Here is a 15,874-nt window from a genome sequence, read left to right as displayed (position 1 = left end):
CGCACCCGGCTCGGCGTCGGCTCAGCGGCCGTCGGTGAAGGTCTCCCCCTTCTCCGCCTTCTCGACCAGCAGCGCGGGCGGGGTGAACCGCTCGCCGTAGGTCTCGGCGAGTTCACGCGCGCGTGCCACGAAGCCGGGCAGGCCCGCACCCGCCCCGCCGTAGGCGTCGTAGCCGTTGATGTACTGCAGGACGCCGCCGGTCCAGCCGGGGAAGCCGATGCCGAAGAGCGAGCCGATGTTGGCGTCGGCGACCGAGGTGAGGACGCCCTCCTCCAGGAGGCGGACGGTGTCGAGGGCCTCGGCGAAGAGCATGCGCTCCTGCATGTCCCGGAACGGGATCTCGTGGCCGGGCTTCGTGAAGTGCTGGCGCAGACCGGGCCAGAGCGCGGCGCGCCTGCCGTCCTCGGCGTAGTCGTAGAAGCCCGCTCCCCCGCTGCGGCCGGGGCGGCCGAACTCGTCGACCATGCGGTCGATGACCGCCTCGGCGGGGTGCGCGGTCCAGGTGCCGCCGGCCTCCTCGACGGCCAGCCGCGACTCGCGGCGGATCTTCTGCGGGAGGGTGAGGGTGAGCTCGTCCATCAGGGAGAGCACCTTGGCCGGATAGCCGGCCTGGGCCGCCGCCTGCTCCACGGAGGCGGGCTCGATGCCCTCGCCGACCATGGCGACGCCCTCGTTGATGAAGTGGCCGATGACGCGGGAGGTGAAGAAGCCGCGCGAGTCGTTGACGACGATCGGCGTCTTGTTGATCTGCCGGACCAGGTCGAAGGCGCGGGCCAGGGCCTCGTCGCCGGTGCGCTCGCCCTTGATGATCTCGACGAGCGGCATCTTGTCGACGGGCGAGAAGAAGTGCAGGCCGATGAAGTCGGTCTGGCGCTCGACGCCCTCGGCGAGGGCGGTGATGGGCAGCGTGGAGGTGTTGGAGCAGAGCAGGGCGTCGGGGGCGACGACGGACTCGATCTCCTGGAAGACCTTGTGCTTGAGGGAGGTGTCCTCGAAGACGGCCTCGATGACCGCGTCGCAGCCGGCGAGGTCCTGCGGGTCCCCGGTGGGCGTGATGCGGGCGAGCAGGGCGTCGGCCTTCTCCTGGCTGGTGCGGCCCTTGGCGACGGCCTTGGCGCACAGCTTCTCGGAGTAGGCCTTGCCCTTCTGGGCGGCCTCGGCGGAGACGTCCTTGAGGACGACGTCGATGCCCGCGCGGGCGCACGAGTAGGCGATGCCGGCGCCCATCATGCCCGCGCCGAGGACGGCGACCTTGGTGACCTTGCGGGGCTCGACGCCCTTGGGGCGGTTGGCGCCGGAGTTGACGGCCTGGAGGTCGAAGAAGAACGCCTGGATCATGTTCTTCGAGGTCTGCCCGGCGGCCAGCTCCACGAAGTAGCGGGCCTCGATGACCTGGGCGGTCTCGAAGTCGACCTGGCTGCCCTCGACGGCGGCGGCGAGGATGCGGCGCGGCGCCGGGTAGGGGGCGTTGTTGGTCTGCTTGCGCAGGCTGGCCGGGAAGGCGGGCAGGTTGGCGGCGAACTTCGGGTTGGCGGGCGTGCCGCCGGGGATCCGGTAGCCCGGCTTGTCCCAGGGCTGCTGCGACTCGGGGTTGGCGTCGATGAAGGCGCGGGCCTTGGCCAGCAGGTCCTCCGGCGACTGGGCCACCTCGTGGATGAGGCCGTTCTGCAACGCGCGCGTGGCGTTGTACTGGTTGCCCTGGAGGAGGACCTTCAGCAGGGCGTCGGCGATGCCGAGGAGGCGGACCGTGCGGACGACTCCGCCGCCGCCCGGGAGGAGGCCGAGGGTGACCTCGGGGCAGCCGATCTTGGTGCCGGGGGTGTCGAGGGCGACGCGGTGGTGGCAGGCGAGGGTGAGTTCGAAACCGCCGCCCAGGGCCGCGCCGTTGATCGCGGCGACGACCGGCTTGCCGAGGGTCTCGATGCGGCGCAGGTTGCGCTTGACGCCGAGGCCGCCGTCGAAGAGGTCCTGGGCGGTCTCGGGGGTGACCCGGATGAGGTCGCGCAGGTCGCCGCCGGCGAAGAAGGTCTTCTTGGCGGAGGTGAAGATGACGCCCCGGATCGAGTCCTGCTCGGCCTCCAGGCGGTCGGTGACCGCGGCGAGGGACTCGGCGAAGGCCGCGTTCATGGTGTTCGCGGACTGGTTGGGGTCGTCCAGGACGAGGGTGACGACGCCGGTGTCGTCCTGTTCCCAGCGGATGGTGGTGCTCTCGGTCATGGGTCGTGTCTCCGTGAAGTCTCTTGGTTCCGCGGGGATTTCAGACGCGCTCGACGATGGTGGCGATGCCCATGCCGCCGCCGACGCACAGGGTGGCGAGGCCGTAGCGCTTGTCCTGGCGCTCCAGTTCGTCGACGAGCGAGCCGAGGATCATCGCGCCGGTGGCGCCGAGGGGGTGGCCGAGCGCGATGGCGCCGCCGTTGACGTTGACCTTGTCCAGGGACAGGCCCATGTCCTTCACGAAGCGCAGCACGACCGCCGCGAACGCCTCGTTGATCTCGACCAGGTCGATGTCGTCGATGGTGAGTCCGGCCTTGGCGAGGGCCTTGCGGGTGGCGGGGGCGGGGCCGGTGAGCATGATGGTCGGCTCGGAACCGGAGACGGCGGCCGCGACGATCCGCGCGCGCGGGGTGAGGCCGTAGCGCTCGCCGATCTCCTTGGTGCCGATGGCGACCAGGGAGGCGCCGTCGACGATGCCGGAGGAGTTGCCCGCGTGGTGGACGTGGTCGATCTTCTCGACCCAGTGGTACTTCTGCAGGGCGACCGCGTCGAAGCCGCCCAGTTCGCCGATGTCGGCGAAGGAGGGCTTGAGCCTGGCGAGGGAGTCGGCGGTGGTGCCGGGGCGCAGGTGCTCGTCGTGGTCGAGGACGACCAGGCCCGCGCGGTCCTTCACGGGGACGACGGAACGCTCGAAGCGGCCCTCCTTCACGGCCGTCGCCGCCCGCTCCTGGGAGAGCGCCGCGTACTCGTCGACGTCCCGCCGGGAGAAGCCCTCGATGGTGGCGATCAGGTCGGCGCCGATGCCCTGCGGCACGAAGTTGACGGCCAGGTTGGTCATCGGGTCGTTGAACCAGGCGCCGCCGTCCGAGGCCATCGGCACCCGGGACATCGACTCGACGCCGCCCGCGAGGACGAGGTCCTCGAAGCCCGAACGGACCTTGGCGGCGGCCATGTTGACGGCCTCCAGGCCGGACGCACAGAAGCGGTTCTCCTGCACGCCGGCGACCGTGTCCGGCAGTCCGGCGGCGATCGCGGCGATCCGCGCGATGTCGGAGCCCTGGTCGCCGACCGGGCCGACGACACCGAGCACGACGTCGTCGATCGCCGCCGGGTCGAGGTCCGGGAAGCGGTCGCGGATCTCGTGGATGAGCCCGACGACCAGGTCGATGGGCTTCGTGCCGTGCAGGGCGCCGTTCGCCTTGCCGCGGCCGCGCGGGGTGCGGATCGCGTCGTACACGTACGCTTCGGTGCTCACTGACAAGCCTTTCAACGAGGGTTTTTCACGAAACGAGGGTTTTCAGGAGAGCGCGGGTCAGAGCCAGTTCTTGACCGTCTCGACCAGGCGGGCCGGGTCCGGGCCGACGGGGGCGATCTCCAGCATGGTCACGCCCGCCTCGCGGAAGGCGGCGATGCGGTCCCGGACGTAGCCCTCCGGGCCGCACAGGGATATGAGTTCGCAGAACTCGTCCGGCACGGCCGCCTCGGCCTCCTTCTTGCGGCCGGCGAGGTACAGCTCCTGGATGAGCCGGGCCTCCTTCTCGTAGCCGTAGGCGACGGCGAGGTCGTTGTAGAAGTTCTTGCCGGGGGCGCCCATACCGCCGACGTAGAGGGCGATCCGGGGGCGGGCCAGGTCGCGTACGGCGGCCGCGTCCTCGCCGATGGCGAGCAGGCCGCCGGCGACGATCTTCAGCTCGCCGAGGGCCGGGTCCCGGCGGGCGGCGCCCTCCGCCAGGGGCGTGCCCCAGACCTGGTGGGCCTTCTCGGGGATGAACAGGGTGGGCAGCCAGCCGTCGGCGATCTCGGCGGTCATCCGGACGTTGGCGGGGCCCAGCGAGGCCACGTAGAGCGGGACGTCGGGGCGGACCGGCTTGGTGAGGATCTTCAGGGGCTTGCCGAGGCCGCCGGGGCGGGGCATGTCGGTGATGCCGTGGTGGTCGATGACCTCGCGGCGCAGGATCCGCCGGGTCAGCTCGATCGTCTCGCGGGTACGGCCGAGGGGCTTGTCGTACGCCTTCCCGTGCCAGCCCTCGACGACCTGCGGGCCGGAGGCGCCGAGCCCGATGATCGCGCGGCCGCCGGAGACCGCGTCGAGGCCGGCGGCCGTCTGGGCGATGAGGGCGGGGGTACGGGAGTAGACGTTGAGGATCGCGGAGCCGATCTTCATCCGTCGGGTGCGGGCGGCCAGGTAGCCCATGAGCGTGGGCGAGTCGAAGCCGTAGGCCTCCGCGACCCAGACCGCGTCGAGGCCCGCCGACTCCAGCGCGGCCGCCTGGTCCGCGGCGGCACGCGGGTCGCCCGCGTAGTCGAGGAAGGTCGAGAGCTCCATCAGGTGGCGTCCTTGTCGTGGTCGGCGTGAGCGTCGAGGAGTGCCGGTACGTCCCAGTCGTGGGCCACCTCGGCGGTGTCCGCGCCCGGCCGGGCGGGGGCGGTGCGCACGGTCGTGGGGGTCGCGGAGAAGCGCGGGGCGGGGGCGGGCTGGGTGATGCCGCCGTGGTCGGTGAAGGTGCCGCGGGCGGCCAGGTGGGGGTGGTGCGGGGCCTCGCGGAGGGAGAGGACGGGGGCCACGCAGGCGTCGGAGCCCTCGAAGACCGCCGTCCACTCGTCCCGGGTACGGGCCTTGAAGCGGGCGGCGACGCGTTCGCGCAGCTCGCCCCAGCGGGTCCAGTCCTTGCGGGCGTCGGCCAGGCCGTCCAGGCCGCCGAGCAGCGTGAGGAACTCCGCGTAGAACTGGGGCTCCAGGGCGCCGACCGCCATGTGGCCGCCGTCGGCGGTCTCGTAGGTGCCGTAGTACGGGCAGCCGCCGTCCAGCAGGTTGGCTCCGCGCCGGTCCTGCCAGCCGCCCGCGGCCACCATGCCGTGGATCATCGCGGAGAGGTGCGCGGTGCCGTCCACGATGGCGGCGTCCACGACCTGGCCGGTGCCGCCCGCGCGCGCGTGGTGCAGTGCGGCCAGGACGCCGACGACGAGGTAGAGGGAGCCGCCGGCGTAGTCGCCGAGCAGGTTGGCGGGGACGGCCGGGGGCTCGTCGGGGCGGCCGATCATGCCGAGGGTGCCGGTGAGGGCGATGTAGGCGATGTCGTGGCCCGCGCGGTGGGCGAGGGGCCCCTGCTGGCCCCAGCCGGTCATCCGGCCGTAGACCAGGCGGGGGTTGCGGGCGTGGCAGTCCTCGGGGCCGACGCCGAGCCGCTCGGCGACGCCGGGGCGGTAGCCCTCGATCAGGATGTCGGCGTGTGCGGCCAGGTCGAGGACGCGGGCGGGGCCGTCCGGGGACTTGAGGTCGACGAGCACCGAGCGCTTGTTGCGGTTGGTGACGTCGTACGCCGGGTCGATGGCGAGCCCCGGGCCGCCGGGCCGGTCGACGCGGACCACGTCGGCGCCCAGGTCGGCGAGGAGCATCGCGGCGAACGGGCCGGGGCCGATGCCGGCCAGCTCGACCACGCGCACGCCGGAGAGCGGGCCGTGTCCTGGCGTCCCTGCCGTGGTCATGCCGCCCCCAGTCATGTGACACAACTGATGTAACACCGATGATGCTAAGAACACGTTCCACTGGGCACAAGAGTGGACGAGCAAGCGCTTAGTCAAGATACCCGGTGGGGGTGCGTCCGCACTCCTCACGCTAGCCTCAGCCACCGACAACGGCACGGGTTGCAGGACCGAGAGGTGTCATGAGCAGGCTGAAGACGACGGACCGTCCCTACGACCTCGTGCTCTTCGGAGCCACCGGCTTCGTCGGCGAGCTCACCGCCGAGTACCTCGCCGCGCACGCGCCGGAAGGCCTGCGCTGGGCCGTCGCGGCCCGGGACGAGCGCAGGCTGCAGGCGCTGCGCGAGCGGCTGCCGGGCGGCGCGGAGGTCGGGGTGCTGCGCGCCGACGCGGCGGAGCCCGCCACGGTCCGCGCCCTCGCGGAGCACGCGCGCGTGGTGGCCACGACGGTCGGCCCCTACGGCCGCTACGGCGAGGACCTGGTCGCGGCCTGCGCGGACACCGGCGCCGACTACCTGGACCTGTGCGGCGAGCCGGAGTTCGTGGACCTGACGTACGTCCGGCACGACGCACGCGCGCGTGAGACGGGCGCCCGCCTGGTGCACGCCTGCGGTTTCGACTCGGTCCCGCACGACCTGGGCGCGTACTTCACGGTCCGGCAACTGCCGGAGGGCGTGCCGCTGACCGTGGACGGGTTCGTGACCGCCGACGCGACGTTCTCCGGCGGCACCTTCGCCTCCGCGCTGGACCAGTTCGCGCGTCCCCGGCAGATGCTCGCCGCCGCGCGGGACCGCGCCCGGCACGAGCCCCGGCTGCTGGGCCGCCGGGCGAGCGCGCCGACGGGCGTCCCGCGCTTCGCGTCCGAGGTCGGCGCCTGGGCGCTGCCGCTGCCGACCATAGACGCCCAGATCGTGCGCCGCTCGGCGCGGGCCCTGGACCGCTACGGCCCCGACTTCCGCTACCGGCACTACGCGGCCGTCAGACACCTGCCGATGGCGCTCGGCGGGGTCGCGGCCGTCGGCGCGGTCACCGCGGCCGCCCAGCTGCCGCCGGCCCGGCGCTGGCTGTCGGACCGGCTCAGGCCCGGGGACGGGCCGGACGCCGAGAAGCGGGCCCGCAGCTGGTTCACGGTCAGGTTCGTCGGCGAGGGCGGCGGACGACGGGTGTTCACGGAGGTCTCGGGCGGCGATCCCGGCTACGGCGAGACGGCGAAGATGTTCGCCGAGGCCGCCCTGTCGCTGGCCTTCGACGACCTGCCGCCGACGGTCGGCCAGGTCACCACCGCGCAGGCTATGGGCGACGCGCTGACCGAACGGCTGCGGGCGGCCGGGATCGGGTTCCGGGTGGCTGCAACGTTCTAGCCGACTCGGGCGTCGTCAGGACTGCCACTGCACCACGGTGTAGAGCATCCCGACGATCCAGGCGAACCCCGCCACCACGGCAAGGAACAGTGCCGCGTTCACGGCGCGCCCGGCAGACTGGGCGGGGGCGGCCACGGGCTTGGGTGCACGGTGTGTCGTCAAGCGGGCCAGCCTGCCGCCGGACGGTAACAGCGGCATCCGTACTAGTACTCAGAATCGCTACTCATGATCGCTGCTCAGGCCTGGGCTTCGCGCAGCGCCCTGCGGCACAGCGCGTCCGCGCGGCGGGTGGTCTCGGGGAGTGGGTTGCTCCGAGGTAGGGGCCACGGTTTAACTCGATCGTGTGATGGTCGGCTTCCGGGCTTGCAACGGTCTGGGCCATTCGGGCTACGGTGAGCGTGCGATCTGGTACGCCGAGTACGGCGCTGGCGTGCGGGCCCCCGCTCCACCGGAGTGATGGTGCGGGGCCTCCCTATCTCCTTGGCCGTACTCGTCTGGTCAGGTCGTGAGGGAACCGGCCTCCTGGGTTCGGACCACGGACAGGATCCGTGTCGCTGCCTCAGGGCTGAGTACGTCGGGGACCAGTGCGCTCAAGACCGTTCGGGGCGCGCGGCTGAGCGGACTCATTCTGCCCAGTCCACAGGAGCGGTTCTTGGCGACGCCGATCATAGGCGGGCCAGAGATGTACGGGGCGGCAATCCGCCCAGCCGCGGCAGCCTCGGCGGCGATGTCGAGGCTCGCCGCGTCCAGGACGACGGCCGCGGCGGCCACCAGGTCGCGCTCGTCGTCGTAGGCCACGTCGACGCCGGTGACGTGCCCGGTGCCGGGCGCCGGACCCGGCTCGTCGAGGACCACCCGCCCCCGCAGCTCGTCCTGCACGGCCAGGGCCGCTTCCTCGGTCGCGGGCCAGCCCGCGGGTACGCCTACGGTCGTCGTCATGGTGGACATGAGCGTACGGCGCCGCACACGCGTGGAGTGCGGGTCAGTTCTCCAGGCGTGCCGCCCGCCCCTGCTCGCCGGCCGCCCAGCAGCCGAGGTCCGGCGTGCAGGTCACCGTGTCGTACGAGCCGGTGTCGACGGTCCGCCAGCTGCGGCCGCCGTCGGTGGTCAGGTCGGTGCCGGTGGGGCCGACGGCGAGCGCCGTGGTGCGGCTGTGCGGGAGCCAGGCGGCACCGGAGCGGTAGGCGGGCGGCGGAGTGGCGGCGGGCCGCCAGCTGCGGCCGCCGTCCGGGGTGACCGCCGCCGCCTGCGGTGAGGCCTGGTCGGCGCGGTAGTCGCCGCCGACCGCGAGACCGTGGGTGCGGTCGCGGAAGGCGAGGGCGAAGACGCCCTTGGCCGGATCGCCCGCCGGGACGGGCGTGTCGGCGGCGGTCCAGGTCAGGCCGCGGTCGGTGGAGTGCAGCACGCGCGCGTGGGCGCCGCCGCCGGTGGCCAGCCAGGCGTCCTTCGGCCCGGAGGTGACCAGGCACTGGCCGCTCGCGGCGAAGCCCGCCTCGCCGTCCAGGGCGGCCGGCATCCCGTCGTCCGGCAGCACGCGCCACGAACGGCCGCCGTCGCTCGTCGACAGGATGCGGAACTTCCCGTCGACCGGGTCGCTCATGGCGAGGCCGTGGCGGCGGTCGAAGAAGGCCATGCAGTCGTAGAAGGCGGCGGGGTCGGTGTTGCGGAAGGACTCCGTCCAGGTCCGGCCGCCGTCGTCGGTGCGGTAGACCCGGGCCGCCTCGCCCTCGCCGATGGCCAGCACCACCGCGCGGTGCGCGTCGAACGCCTCGACGTCCCGGAACTGCAGGTCGCCCGCACCCGGCGGAGAGACGTTCCGCCAGCTCGTCCCGCCGTCCGTGGTGCGCAGTACGGTGCCGCCGGTACCGGCCAGCCAGGCGGTGTTCCGGTCGACGGCGGCCAGGCCCCGGAACCGCACGTCCGGGGTGCCGGTGTCCTTCAGCACCCAGTGCGGTGCCCGCGTCGTGGCCTGCGCGGAACCGGCGGTCAGCGCGGCCAGCGCCGCCGCGCACGCCACCCCCACCACGGCCGCCCGGCCGGTACGTCGGGCTCGTCCTGTGCGTCGCGTGCTCCCCAAGCGCCTCATGGCGCGCGAAGCTAGCCGACCGTCACGGCGCCGTCCAGAGGGCCCCTCAGCCCCGCGTGGCAGGTAAGCCCCGGGTGTGAATAGCGCCGGTGACGGAGGTCACTCGCACTTCGCGTGCACGGATCGGCCGCTTCCGTCGTCTCTTCCAGTGCCAGGTCTCACACGCCCGGAAATTCGTACAGCCGTCACGAGGGAGCAAGGCGTTGTCCATCGTCATCGAGCAGCCCGTAGAGGCCCGCCTGGTCGCCGCGTCACCGCGCATGCCGAGCATTCCCGCCACCCTGCGCTACGACCGCGAGGACCCCTTCGCCGTGCGCATGACCTTCCCGGCCCCGGCCACCCTGGAGGGGGTCGACGTCTGCTGGACGTTCTCCCGCGAGCTGCTGGCGGCGGGGCTGCACGCCCCCGAGGGCAGCGGGGACGTCCGGGTACGGCCGTACGGCTACGACCGGACCGTGCTGGAGTTCCACGCCCCCGAGGGCACCGCCGTCATCCATGTGCGCACGGGCGAGATACGCCGGTTCCTGGAGGCGACCGGCGACCTGGTCCCCACCGGTCTCGAACACCTCCAGCTGGACCTGGACCACGACCTGGCCGAACTGATGCGGGACGCCTGCTGAGTCAGCCCTCCCGCGCCAGCAGGGCGTTGAGCTCGCCGTAGCCGAGCCCGCCCGCCGGCGCCCCGTACGTTCCCGCGTCCAGCAGCTCCCGCGCGGCGCGGCGGACGGCCGCGTGCGCGACCTCGGCCAGGCCGGAGCCCGCGCTCACCCGGGCCACACCGAGGGCGGCCAGTTCGGCGACGGCCGGCGCGCCCGGGCCCACCAGCACGTTCAGCGGCCCGTCGACACCCTCGACGAGCTCCTTGACCGTCTCCGGATCGACCACCCCGGGGACGAAGATCCCGTCGGCGCCCGCGGCCCGGAAGGCGGTGGCCCGCTCCAGGGTGGCGTCCACTCCCCCGGCGGCGCGCAGGAAAGTATCGATCCGGGCGTTCACGAACAACGGCACACCCTCCTTGTCCGCGGCCTCACGCGCGGCGGCTATCCGCTCGGCCTGCCCGGCGACCGACCGCAGTGGTCCGTTCCCCTCCTCGTCGCCGTACAGGGCGTCCTCGATGTTGACGCCCACCGCGCCCGCCGCGAGCACCGCGCGGACGGTGTCGGCGACGCCCGCCGGGTCCTCGGCGTACCCGCTCTCGATGTCGGCGCTGACCGGAACCCGCACCGTGGCGACGATGCGCCCCACGGCCTCCAGCGCGCGCTCCCGGTCCAGCCGGTCGCCGTCCGCGGCGCCGAGGGCCCAGGCGAGCCCGGCGCTGGTGGTCGCCACCGCGGCGGCGCCCGCGTCCTCGGCGAGCCGGGCGCTCACCGCGTCCCAGGCGTTCGGGAGGACGAGCGGCCGCCCCGGGACGTGCAGGGCGTGGAAGGCGAGGGCGCGGTCCCGGAGGGTGCTCTGGTTCGTCGTCATGCGGACGACTCAACCACCCGGTGCCGGAGGGAGGCTGGCAGGAATCCGACATGCATGTGGAGCCCGGCCGGGCTCGCGTTCGACGCGTTGACGCCGCGGTTTAATGCGTTGACGCCTCGCCGGGCCCGCTCCTACGGTGGTGCACGTCCTGTTGTCGCCGATTGGAGAAGGACGTTGCTCGTCTGAGGTCCTGAGACACCGCGTCACACCCGTGAGGTGTGTCTGTGGCGTTCGACCTCGGCGTGTGAGCCGTCCTCCCGGCACAGGATCTCTCCCTGGCCCTCTCGGCTGCTGCCCCGCGGTGTCTCGACACGCGTTTGCCCCCCGACACCGCAAGCAACCGCGAGGCGCCCATGTCTGCATCCGTCACCATCACGTCCCTGTCCTTCGCCTGGCCCGACGGCTCCCCCGTCTTCGACGGCCTGGACATCTCCTTCGGCCCCGGCCGCACCGGCCTGGTCGGCGTCAACGGATCAGGGAAATCAACACTTCTGAAGCTCGTCGCCGGTGAGCTGACCTCCTCCGACGGCACCCTGAAGGTGGCCGGCGAGGTCGGGCACCTGCCGCAGAACGTCACGCTCGACACCGCGCTGCGCGTCGACGAGGCGCTCGGCATCGCCGCTCAGCGGGCCGCGCTGCACGCCATCGAGGCAGGTGACGTGTCCGAGGCGCACTTCGAGACGGTCGGCGACGACTGGGACGTCGAGGAGCGCGCCCTGGCCGCCCTCGGCGAACTCGGGCTCGGCCACATCGGCCTGGACCGGACCGTCGGCGAGGTGTCCGGCGGCGAGTCGGTGCTGCTGCGACTGGCCGCGCTGGTCCTTCGGCGCCCGGACGTGCTGCTGCTCGACGAGCCCACCAACAACCTCGACCTGTACGCCCGCAAGCGGCTGTACGCGGCCGTCGCGTCCTGGCCGGGCGTGCTGATCGTGGTCAGCCACGACCGCGAACTCCTCGACCTGGTCGACCAGATCGCCGACCTGCGCACCGGGGAGGTCACCTGGTACGGCGGCAACTTCTCGGCGTACCAGGAGGCGCTCGCGGTCGAGCAGGAGGCGGCCGAGCGCATGGTGCGGGTCGCCGAGGCCGATGTCCGCAAGCAGAAGCGCGAACTGTCCGACGCCCAGGTCAAACTGGCCCGCCGCAAGCGGTACGGGCAGAAGATGTTCGAGCAGAAGCGCGAGCCGAAGATCGTCATGGGGGCGCGCAAGCGCGCGGCCCAGGAGTCCGCGGGCAAGCACCGCATCATGCACGAGGAACGGCTCAGCGAGGCGAAGGAGCGGCTCGACGAGGCGGTGGAGGCGGTGCGGGACGACGACGAGATCCGCGTCGAACTGCCGTACACGGCCGTTCCACCGGGCCGGAACGTGCTGACGCTGGAGAACCTGGAACTCGCGCACGGCTCGCGGGTGAAGGGGATCCTCGATCTGCGCGGGCCCGAGCGGATCGCGCTGATCGGGCGCAACGGCGCGGGCAAGACGACGCTGCTGCGGACGATCGCCGGGGAGCTGGCGCCGGTCGCGGGCGAGGCGCACGCGCACGTGCCGCTGCGTTTCCTGCCCCAGCGGCTGGACGTCCTGGACCCGGAGCTGACCGTCGCCGAGAACGTGGCCCGGTTCGCGCCGGACGCCGGCAACAACCGGATCCGGGCGCGGCTCGCGCGCTTCCTGTTCCGGGGCGCCCGGGCCGACCAGCAGGCGGGGACGCTCTCCGGCGGCGAACGCTTCCGGGCCGCGCTGGCGGCCCTGCTGCTGGCGGAGCCCGCGCCGCAGTTGCTGATGCTGGACGAGCCGACGAACAACCTGGACATCGCGAGCGTCCGGCAGCTCACCACCGCCCTGGAGTCGTACGCGGGCGCCCTGATCGTGGCCAGTCACGACCTGCCGTTCCTGGAGTCGATCGGGATCACGCGATGGCTGCTGATGGCGGACGGGGAGCTGACCGCCACGTCGCCGGAGGAGGTGGCGCGTCTCGGGGAGGGCACAGCCTGACAACGGGGGGTTTTGTCGACACGTACCCGCCCTGCATGATGGCGGTCCGGCGCCCCGCCATCGGCGCCGGGCCGAACCCCGACCCCGGAGACCCGTCGTGCCCAGCAAGAAGGCCCTCATCCGCCGCCCCAGCCCGCGCCTCGCCGAAGGCCTGGTGACGCACATCGAGCGGGAGAAGGTCGACGTCGAGCTCGCCCAGGAGCAGTGGGAGGCGTACGCGGAGGCCCTGCGCACGCACGGCTGGGAGACCGTCGAGGTGGACCCGGAGGACGACTGCCCGGACTCGGTGTTCGTCGAGGACACGGTCGTCATGTACAGGAACGTGGCGCTGATCACCCGGCCCGGCGCCGAGTCGCGGCGCGCGGAGACGGCCGGCGTCGAGGAGGCGGTGGCCCGCCTCGGCTGCTCGGTGAACTGGATCTGGGAGCCGGGCACCCTGGACGGCGGTGACGTCCTCAAGGTCGGCGACACCGTCTACGTCGGCCGCGGCGGGCGGACCAACGCGGCCGGGGTGCAGCAGCTGCGGGCCGCGTTCGAGCCGCTGGGCGCACGCGTGGTCGCCGTACCGGTGAGCAAGGTGCTGCACCTGAAGTCGGCGGTGACCGCGCTGCCCGACGGAACAATTCTGGGGCACATCCCGAACGTGGACCGGCCCTCGCTGTTCCCGGGCTTCCTGGCGGTGCCCGAGGACGCGGGCGCCCATGTGGTGCTGCTCGGCGGCGGCAAGCTGCTGATGTCGGCGAGCGCCCCCAAGACCGCGGAACTGCTGACCGACCTCGGCCACGAGGTGGTCACGGTCGACATCTCCGAGTTCGAGAAACTGGAGGGATGTGTGACGTGCCTCTCGGTGCGGCTGCGGGAGCTGTACGCCTGACGGGTGATCGTTTCACCTCTTCAGCCCCGGGACCTGCGAGTCCCGGGGCGGGTTGGCATGTCCCGATTCGCCTTGCGCACCGGGCCTGATCAGCAGTCTTTACAGCGCACTTAACCTACGGCTTCGTAACCTACGGTTTCGTAGCCTACGATCACGTAGGTTCCGGCACCGCTCGCCGGTCTCCTCCCGTTCATCCGCTCTTGTTCGGCGTCCCCATGGAGTTCTCGTGACGATCACTTCTCCCCATCTCGGCAGTTCGTCCGCCTGGACCGACGCGCGGCTGCTGTACGCCCTGGAGGAAGTGGTCGAGAAGGAGCTGAACCGCCATCTGAAGGTCGCCAAGGACTGGATGCCGCACGAGTACGTGCCGTGGACGGACGCCCGTAACTTCCCCGGCTTCTTCGAGGACGGCCAGGTCTGGGAGAAGGAGCAGTCCAAGGTCACCGAGATCGGCCGGATCGCGCTGGTGGTGAACCTGCTCACCGAGGACAACCTGCCCAGCTACCACCACGAGATCGCCTCGCTGTTCGGCCGGGACGGCGCCTGGGGCACCTGGGTGCACCGCTGGACCGCCGAGGAGGGCCGGCACGGCATCGTGATGCGCGACTACCTGCTCGCCTCGCGCGCGGTGGACCCGGACAAGCTGGAGCAGTTCCGGATGTCGCACATGAGCGAGGGCTTCGAGTCGGACAACCGGCACTCGATGCTGCACTCGGTCGCCTACGTCGCCTTCCAGGAGCTCGCGACCCGCATCTCGCACCGCAACACCGGCCACCAGTCCGGCGACCCGGTCTGCGACCGCATGCTGGCCCGCATCGCGACCGACGAGAACCTGCACATGGTCTTCTACCGCAACCTCCTGAAGTCCGCGTTCGAGCTGGCCCCCGACCTGACCATGCAGGCGGTGCGGGACGTCGTGGTCGACTTCCGCATGCCCGGCCACGGCATCCCCGGCTTCGAGCGCGCCGCCGCCCAGATGGCGATCGGCGAGGTCTACAACCTGCGTATCCACCACGACGACGTGCTCCAGCCGGTGCTGCGCCACCTGAAGGTCCTGGAGATCGACGGCCTCGGCCCGGAGGGCCTGCAGGCGCAGGAGGAACTCGGCCTGTTCATGGGCGGGCTGGACGCGGAGGCCACGAAGTTCGACGAGAAGCTGGCCGCGCGCAAGGCGCGGATGGCGGCGCGCGCCGGCGCGTGACGCCACCAGGGACGGGCGCCCGGATTTCCCGGTGCGCCCTGTCGGTGGCCTGCGGCATCATGCGCGCATGCGTGCTGACACCACCTCCGGCCGGGCGGTCGGCTTCCTCCTGGACCTGATCGACTCCGCGGACGCCGACCGGGTACGCGCGCGTGTCGGCCTGCCCGTGCCCGCACCCGAGGACCTCCGGGAGGCCAGGCGCCGGATCCCCTGGGGGCTGCCGGCGCTGCCGTCCTCGGTGCTGCTGTGGATGCTCCAGGAGGACGACCCGGATCTCAACACCGTGGTCTGGCGACTGCTCACCCACCAGGACACGGCGCTGCGGCGGGCCGTTCTGGACGGGGTGCCGTTCGGCCCGGGGCGACTGCTCGCGGTGGAGGTCGACCCGGTCCTGCGCGACGACTACGAGGCACCGCCGGTCCCCGAGCGGGTCGCCCGCCTGGGACTGGTGCCCGCCCTGCGCGCGTGCGCCTCCATGCCCGCCGCGCGGCAGGCCACCTCCATGGTCTACCGGCGTGAGCACTGGCAGACGGTCGCCGAGGCGGACCGCGAGAACTCCCTGCCCGGTTACGTCCGCTGGGCCCTGTCCGTCCGCCCGGACTGCCCACCCTCGCTGCGCGCCCAGTTCGGCAGCCACCGCAAGTTCGACTTCCGCGTCCGCCAGGCGGGGATCCTGGACGGGCCCGCCGACTACGCACTGGACCACGGACCGGCCCTGGACGTGCTGAAGGTGCTCTCCCTGGGACACGTGATGTTCCCGCGCCGCGCCGCCGAGGCCGGGGACGCGCTGCGCCCGCTGGTCCGGGACCACCTGGGCGACCGCGAGGAGGCCTGGGCGGTACTCGCCCAGCTCCTCGACACCTTCCACGGCACGACCGGGGAACTCGTCAGGACCGCGGGGGCCATCGCGTGACTAGGGCCTGTCGTTTGGATCAGGCCGGCCTGGCTCACGGTGCCTTGTCGACTGACCCGAGCGGGTCGTGGTGCGTGCAGCTGCAAGGCGGAGGAGGGCGGCGACGCGGAGCGGCGACAACCGACGACAACGCCGCAGATGTGCGTGCCACGACCCGCGACGCCGGCATGATCCAAACGACAGGCCCTAGAAGGTCGATGAAGATCTTGGGTTCTGGTCCTGCCGCGTGAGCGGCGGGACCAGACTTGTCTTGTGGCGATGGGTGAGTGGGTCGGCGAGAT

At 72.4% G+C, this 15,874-nt stretch carries 13 protein-coding genes and 1 pseudogene; 6 read left to right on the top strand and 8 right to left on the bottom strand.

Going from position 1 to position 15,874, the window contains the following annotated elements; all coding sequences use genetic code 11:
* Window positions 1–21 precede the first annotated feature (21 nt).
* From ABZ887_RS19050 to ABZ887_RS19035, 4 genes are read right to left on the bottom strand one after another with little or no spacing between them, the layout of a single operon-like run.
* A complete protein-coding gene (locus ABZ887_RS19050; RefSeq protein WP_361290510.1) occupies window positions 22–2,217 on the bottom strand; it encodes a 3-hydroxyacyl-CoA dehydrogenase NAD-binding domain-containing protein in 2,196 nt (731 codons plus the stop codon).
* A 40-nt stretch (window positions 2,218–2,257) separates the two neighbouring features.
* Entirely contained in the window at window positions 2,258–3,472 is a 1,215-nt protein-coding gene (locus ABZ887_RS19045; protein WP_361290507.1) for an acetyl-CoA C-acetyltransferase, read from the bottom strand.
* Window positions 3,473–3,529: 57 nt separating this feature from the next.
* Complete coding sequence (locus ABZ887_RS19040; RefSeq protein ID WP_361290504.1) at window positions 3,530–4,543, bottom strand: LLM class F420-dependent oxidoreductase; 1,014 nt, start codon at window positions 4,541–4,543, stop codon at window positions 3,530–3,532.
* Window positions 4,543–5,703, bottom strand: a complete 1,161-nt coding sequence (locus ABZ887_RS19035; protein WP_361290501.1) for a CaiB/BaiF CoA-transferase family protein — start codon at window positions 5,701–5,703, stop codon at window positions 4,543–4,545. The genes ABZ887_RS19040 and ABZ887_RS19035 overlap by 1 nt, the downstream gene beginning before the upstream one ends.
* Window positions 5,704–5,882: 179 nt before the next feature.
* On the opposite strand from ABZ887_RS19035, the gene ABZ887_RS19030 reads away from it, so the two are divergent.
* The gene (locus tag ABZ887_RS19030) at window positions 5,883–7,061 is read left to right on the top strand and encodes a saccharopine dehydrogenase NADP-binding domain-containing protein (protein ID WP_361290498.1); all 1,179 of its coding nucleotides are present in this window, start codon (window positions 5,883–5,885) and stop codon (window positions 7,059–7,061) included.
* 15 nt (window positions 7,062–7,076) lie between these two features.
* Here the strand turns inward: ABZ887_RS19030 and ABZ887_RS19025 are convergent, their stop codons facing one another.
* From ABZ887_RS19025 to ABZ887_RS19015, 3 genes and pseudogenes are all read right to left on the bottom strand, one after another.
* Window positions 7,077–7,259 carry a hypothetical protein gene (locus ABZ887_RS19025; protein ID WP_361290495.1) on the bottom strand — a complete coding sequence of 61 codons (183 nt, stop codon included), beginning with the start codon at window positions 7,257–7,259 and terminating at the stop codon, window positions 7,077–7,079.
* A gap of 477 nt (window positions 7,260–7,736) precedes the next feature.
* Window positions 7,737–8,000, bottom strand: a pseudogene (locus tag ABZ887_RS19020) (endonuclease V); the annotation flags it as partial.
* A 43-nt stretch (window positions 8,001–8,043) separates the two neighbouring features.
* Complete coding sequence (locus tag ABZ887_RS19015; protein ID WP_361290492.1) at window positions 8,044–9,147, bottom strand: oxidoreductase; 1,104 nt, start codon at window positions 9,145–9,147, stop codon at window positions 8,044–8,046.
* Between the two features lie 203 nt (window positions 9,148–9,350).
* On the opposite strand from ABZ887_RS19015, the gene ABZ887_RS19010 reads away from it, so the two are divergent.
* Window positions 9,351–9,767, top strand: a complete 417-nt coding sequence (locus ABZ887_RS19010; RefSeq protein WP_361290489.1) for an SsgA family sporulation/cell division regulator — start codon at window positions 9,351–9,353, stop codon at window positions 9,765–9,767.
* 1 nt (window position 9,768) lies between these two features.
* Here the strand turns inward: ABZ887_RS19010 and ABZ887_RS19005 are convergent, their stop codons facing one another.
* The gene (locus tag ABZ887_RS19005) at window positions 9,769–10,614 is read right to left on the bottom strand and encodes an isocitrate lyase/phosphoenolpyruvate mutase family protein (RefSeq protein WP_361290486.1); all 846 of its coding nucleotides are present in this window, start codon (window positions 10,612–10,614) and stop codon (window positions 9,769–9,771) included.
* Between the two features lie 353 nt (window positions 10,615–10,967).
* Between ABZ887_RS19005 and ABZ887_RS19000 the strand changes: the two genes are divergently transcribed.
* The 4 genes from ABZ887_RS19000 (at window position 10,968) to ABZ887_RS18985 (ending at window position 15,593) form a co-directional block, all read left to right on the top strand.
* Window positions 10,968–12,605: an ABC-F family ATP-binding cassette domain-containing protein gene (locus tag ABZ887_RS19000; protein WP_361290483.1), complete on the top strand. Its 1,638-nt coding sequence runs from the start codon at window positions 10,968–10,970 to the stop codon at window positions 12,603–12,605.
* A 97-nt stretch (window positions 12,606–12,702) separates the two neighbouring features.
* The gene (ddaH, locus tag ABZ887_RS18995) at window positions 12,703–13,479 is read left to right on the top strand and encodes a dimethylargininase (protein ID WP_361290480.1); all 777 of its coding nucleotides are present in this window, start codon (window positions 12,703–12,705) and stop codon (window positions 13,477–13,479) included.
* Between the two features lie 226 nt (window positions 13,480–13,705).
* Window positions 13,706–14,680, top strand: a complete 975-nt coding sequence (locus ABZ887_RS18990; protein WP_361290477.1) for an acyl-ACP desaturase — start codon at window positions 13,706–13,708, stop codon at window positions 14,678–14,680.
* A gap of 67 nt (window positions 14,681–14,747) precedes the next feature.
* Window positions 14,748–15,593 (top strand): hypothetical protein, encoded by an 846-nt coding sequence (locus ABZ887_RS18985; RefSeq protein ID WP_361290474.1) that lies wholly within the window; start codon window positions 14,748–14,750, stop codon window positions 15,591–15,593.
* Window positions 15,594–15,874 lie beyond the last annotated feature (281 nt).

The sequence above is a fragment of the Streptomyces sp. NPDC047061 genome, assembly GCF_040643955.1.
Taxonomy (GTDB): Bacteria; Actinomycetota; Actinomycetes; order Streptomycetales; family Streptomycetaceae; genus Streptomyces.
Note: the sequence above shows the minus strand (reverse complement) of the source record. Positions and strands in the feature narration are given on the sequence as shown.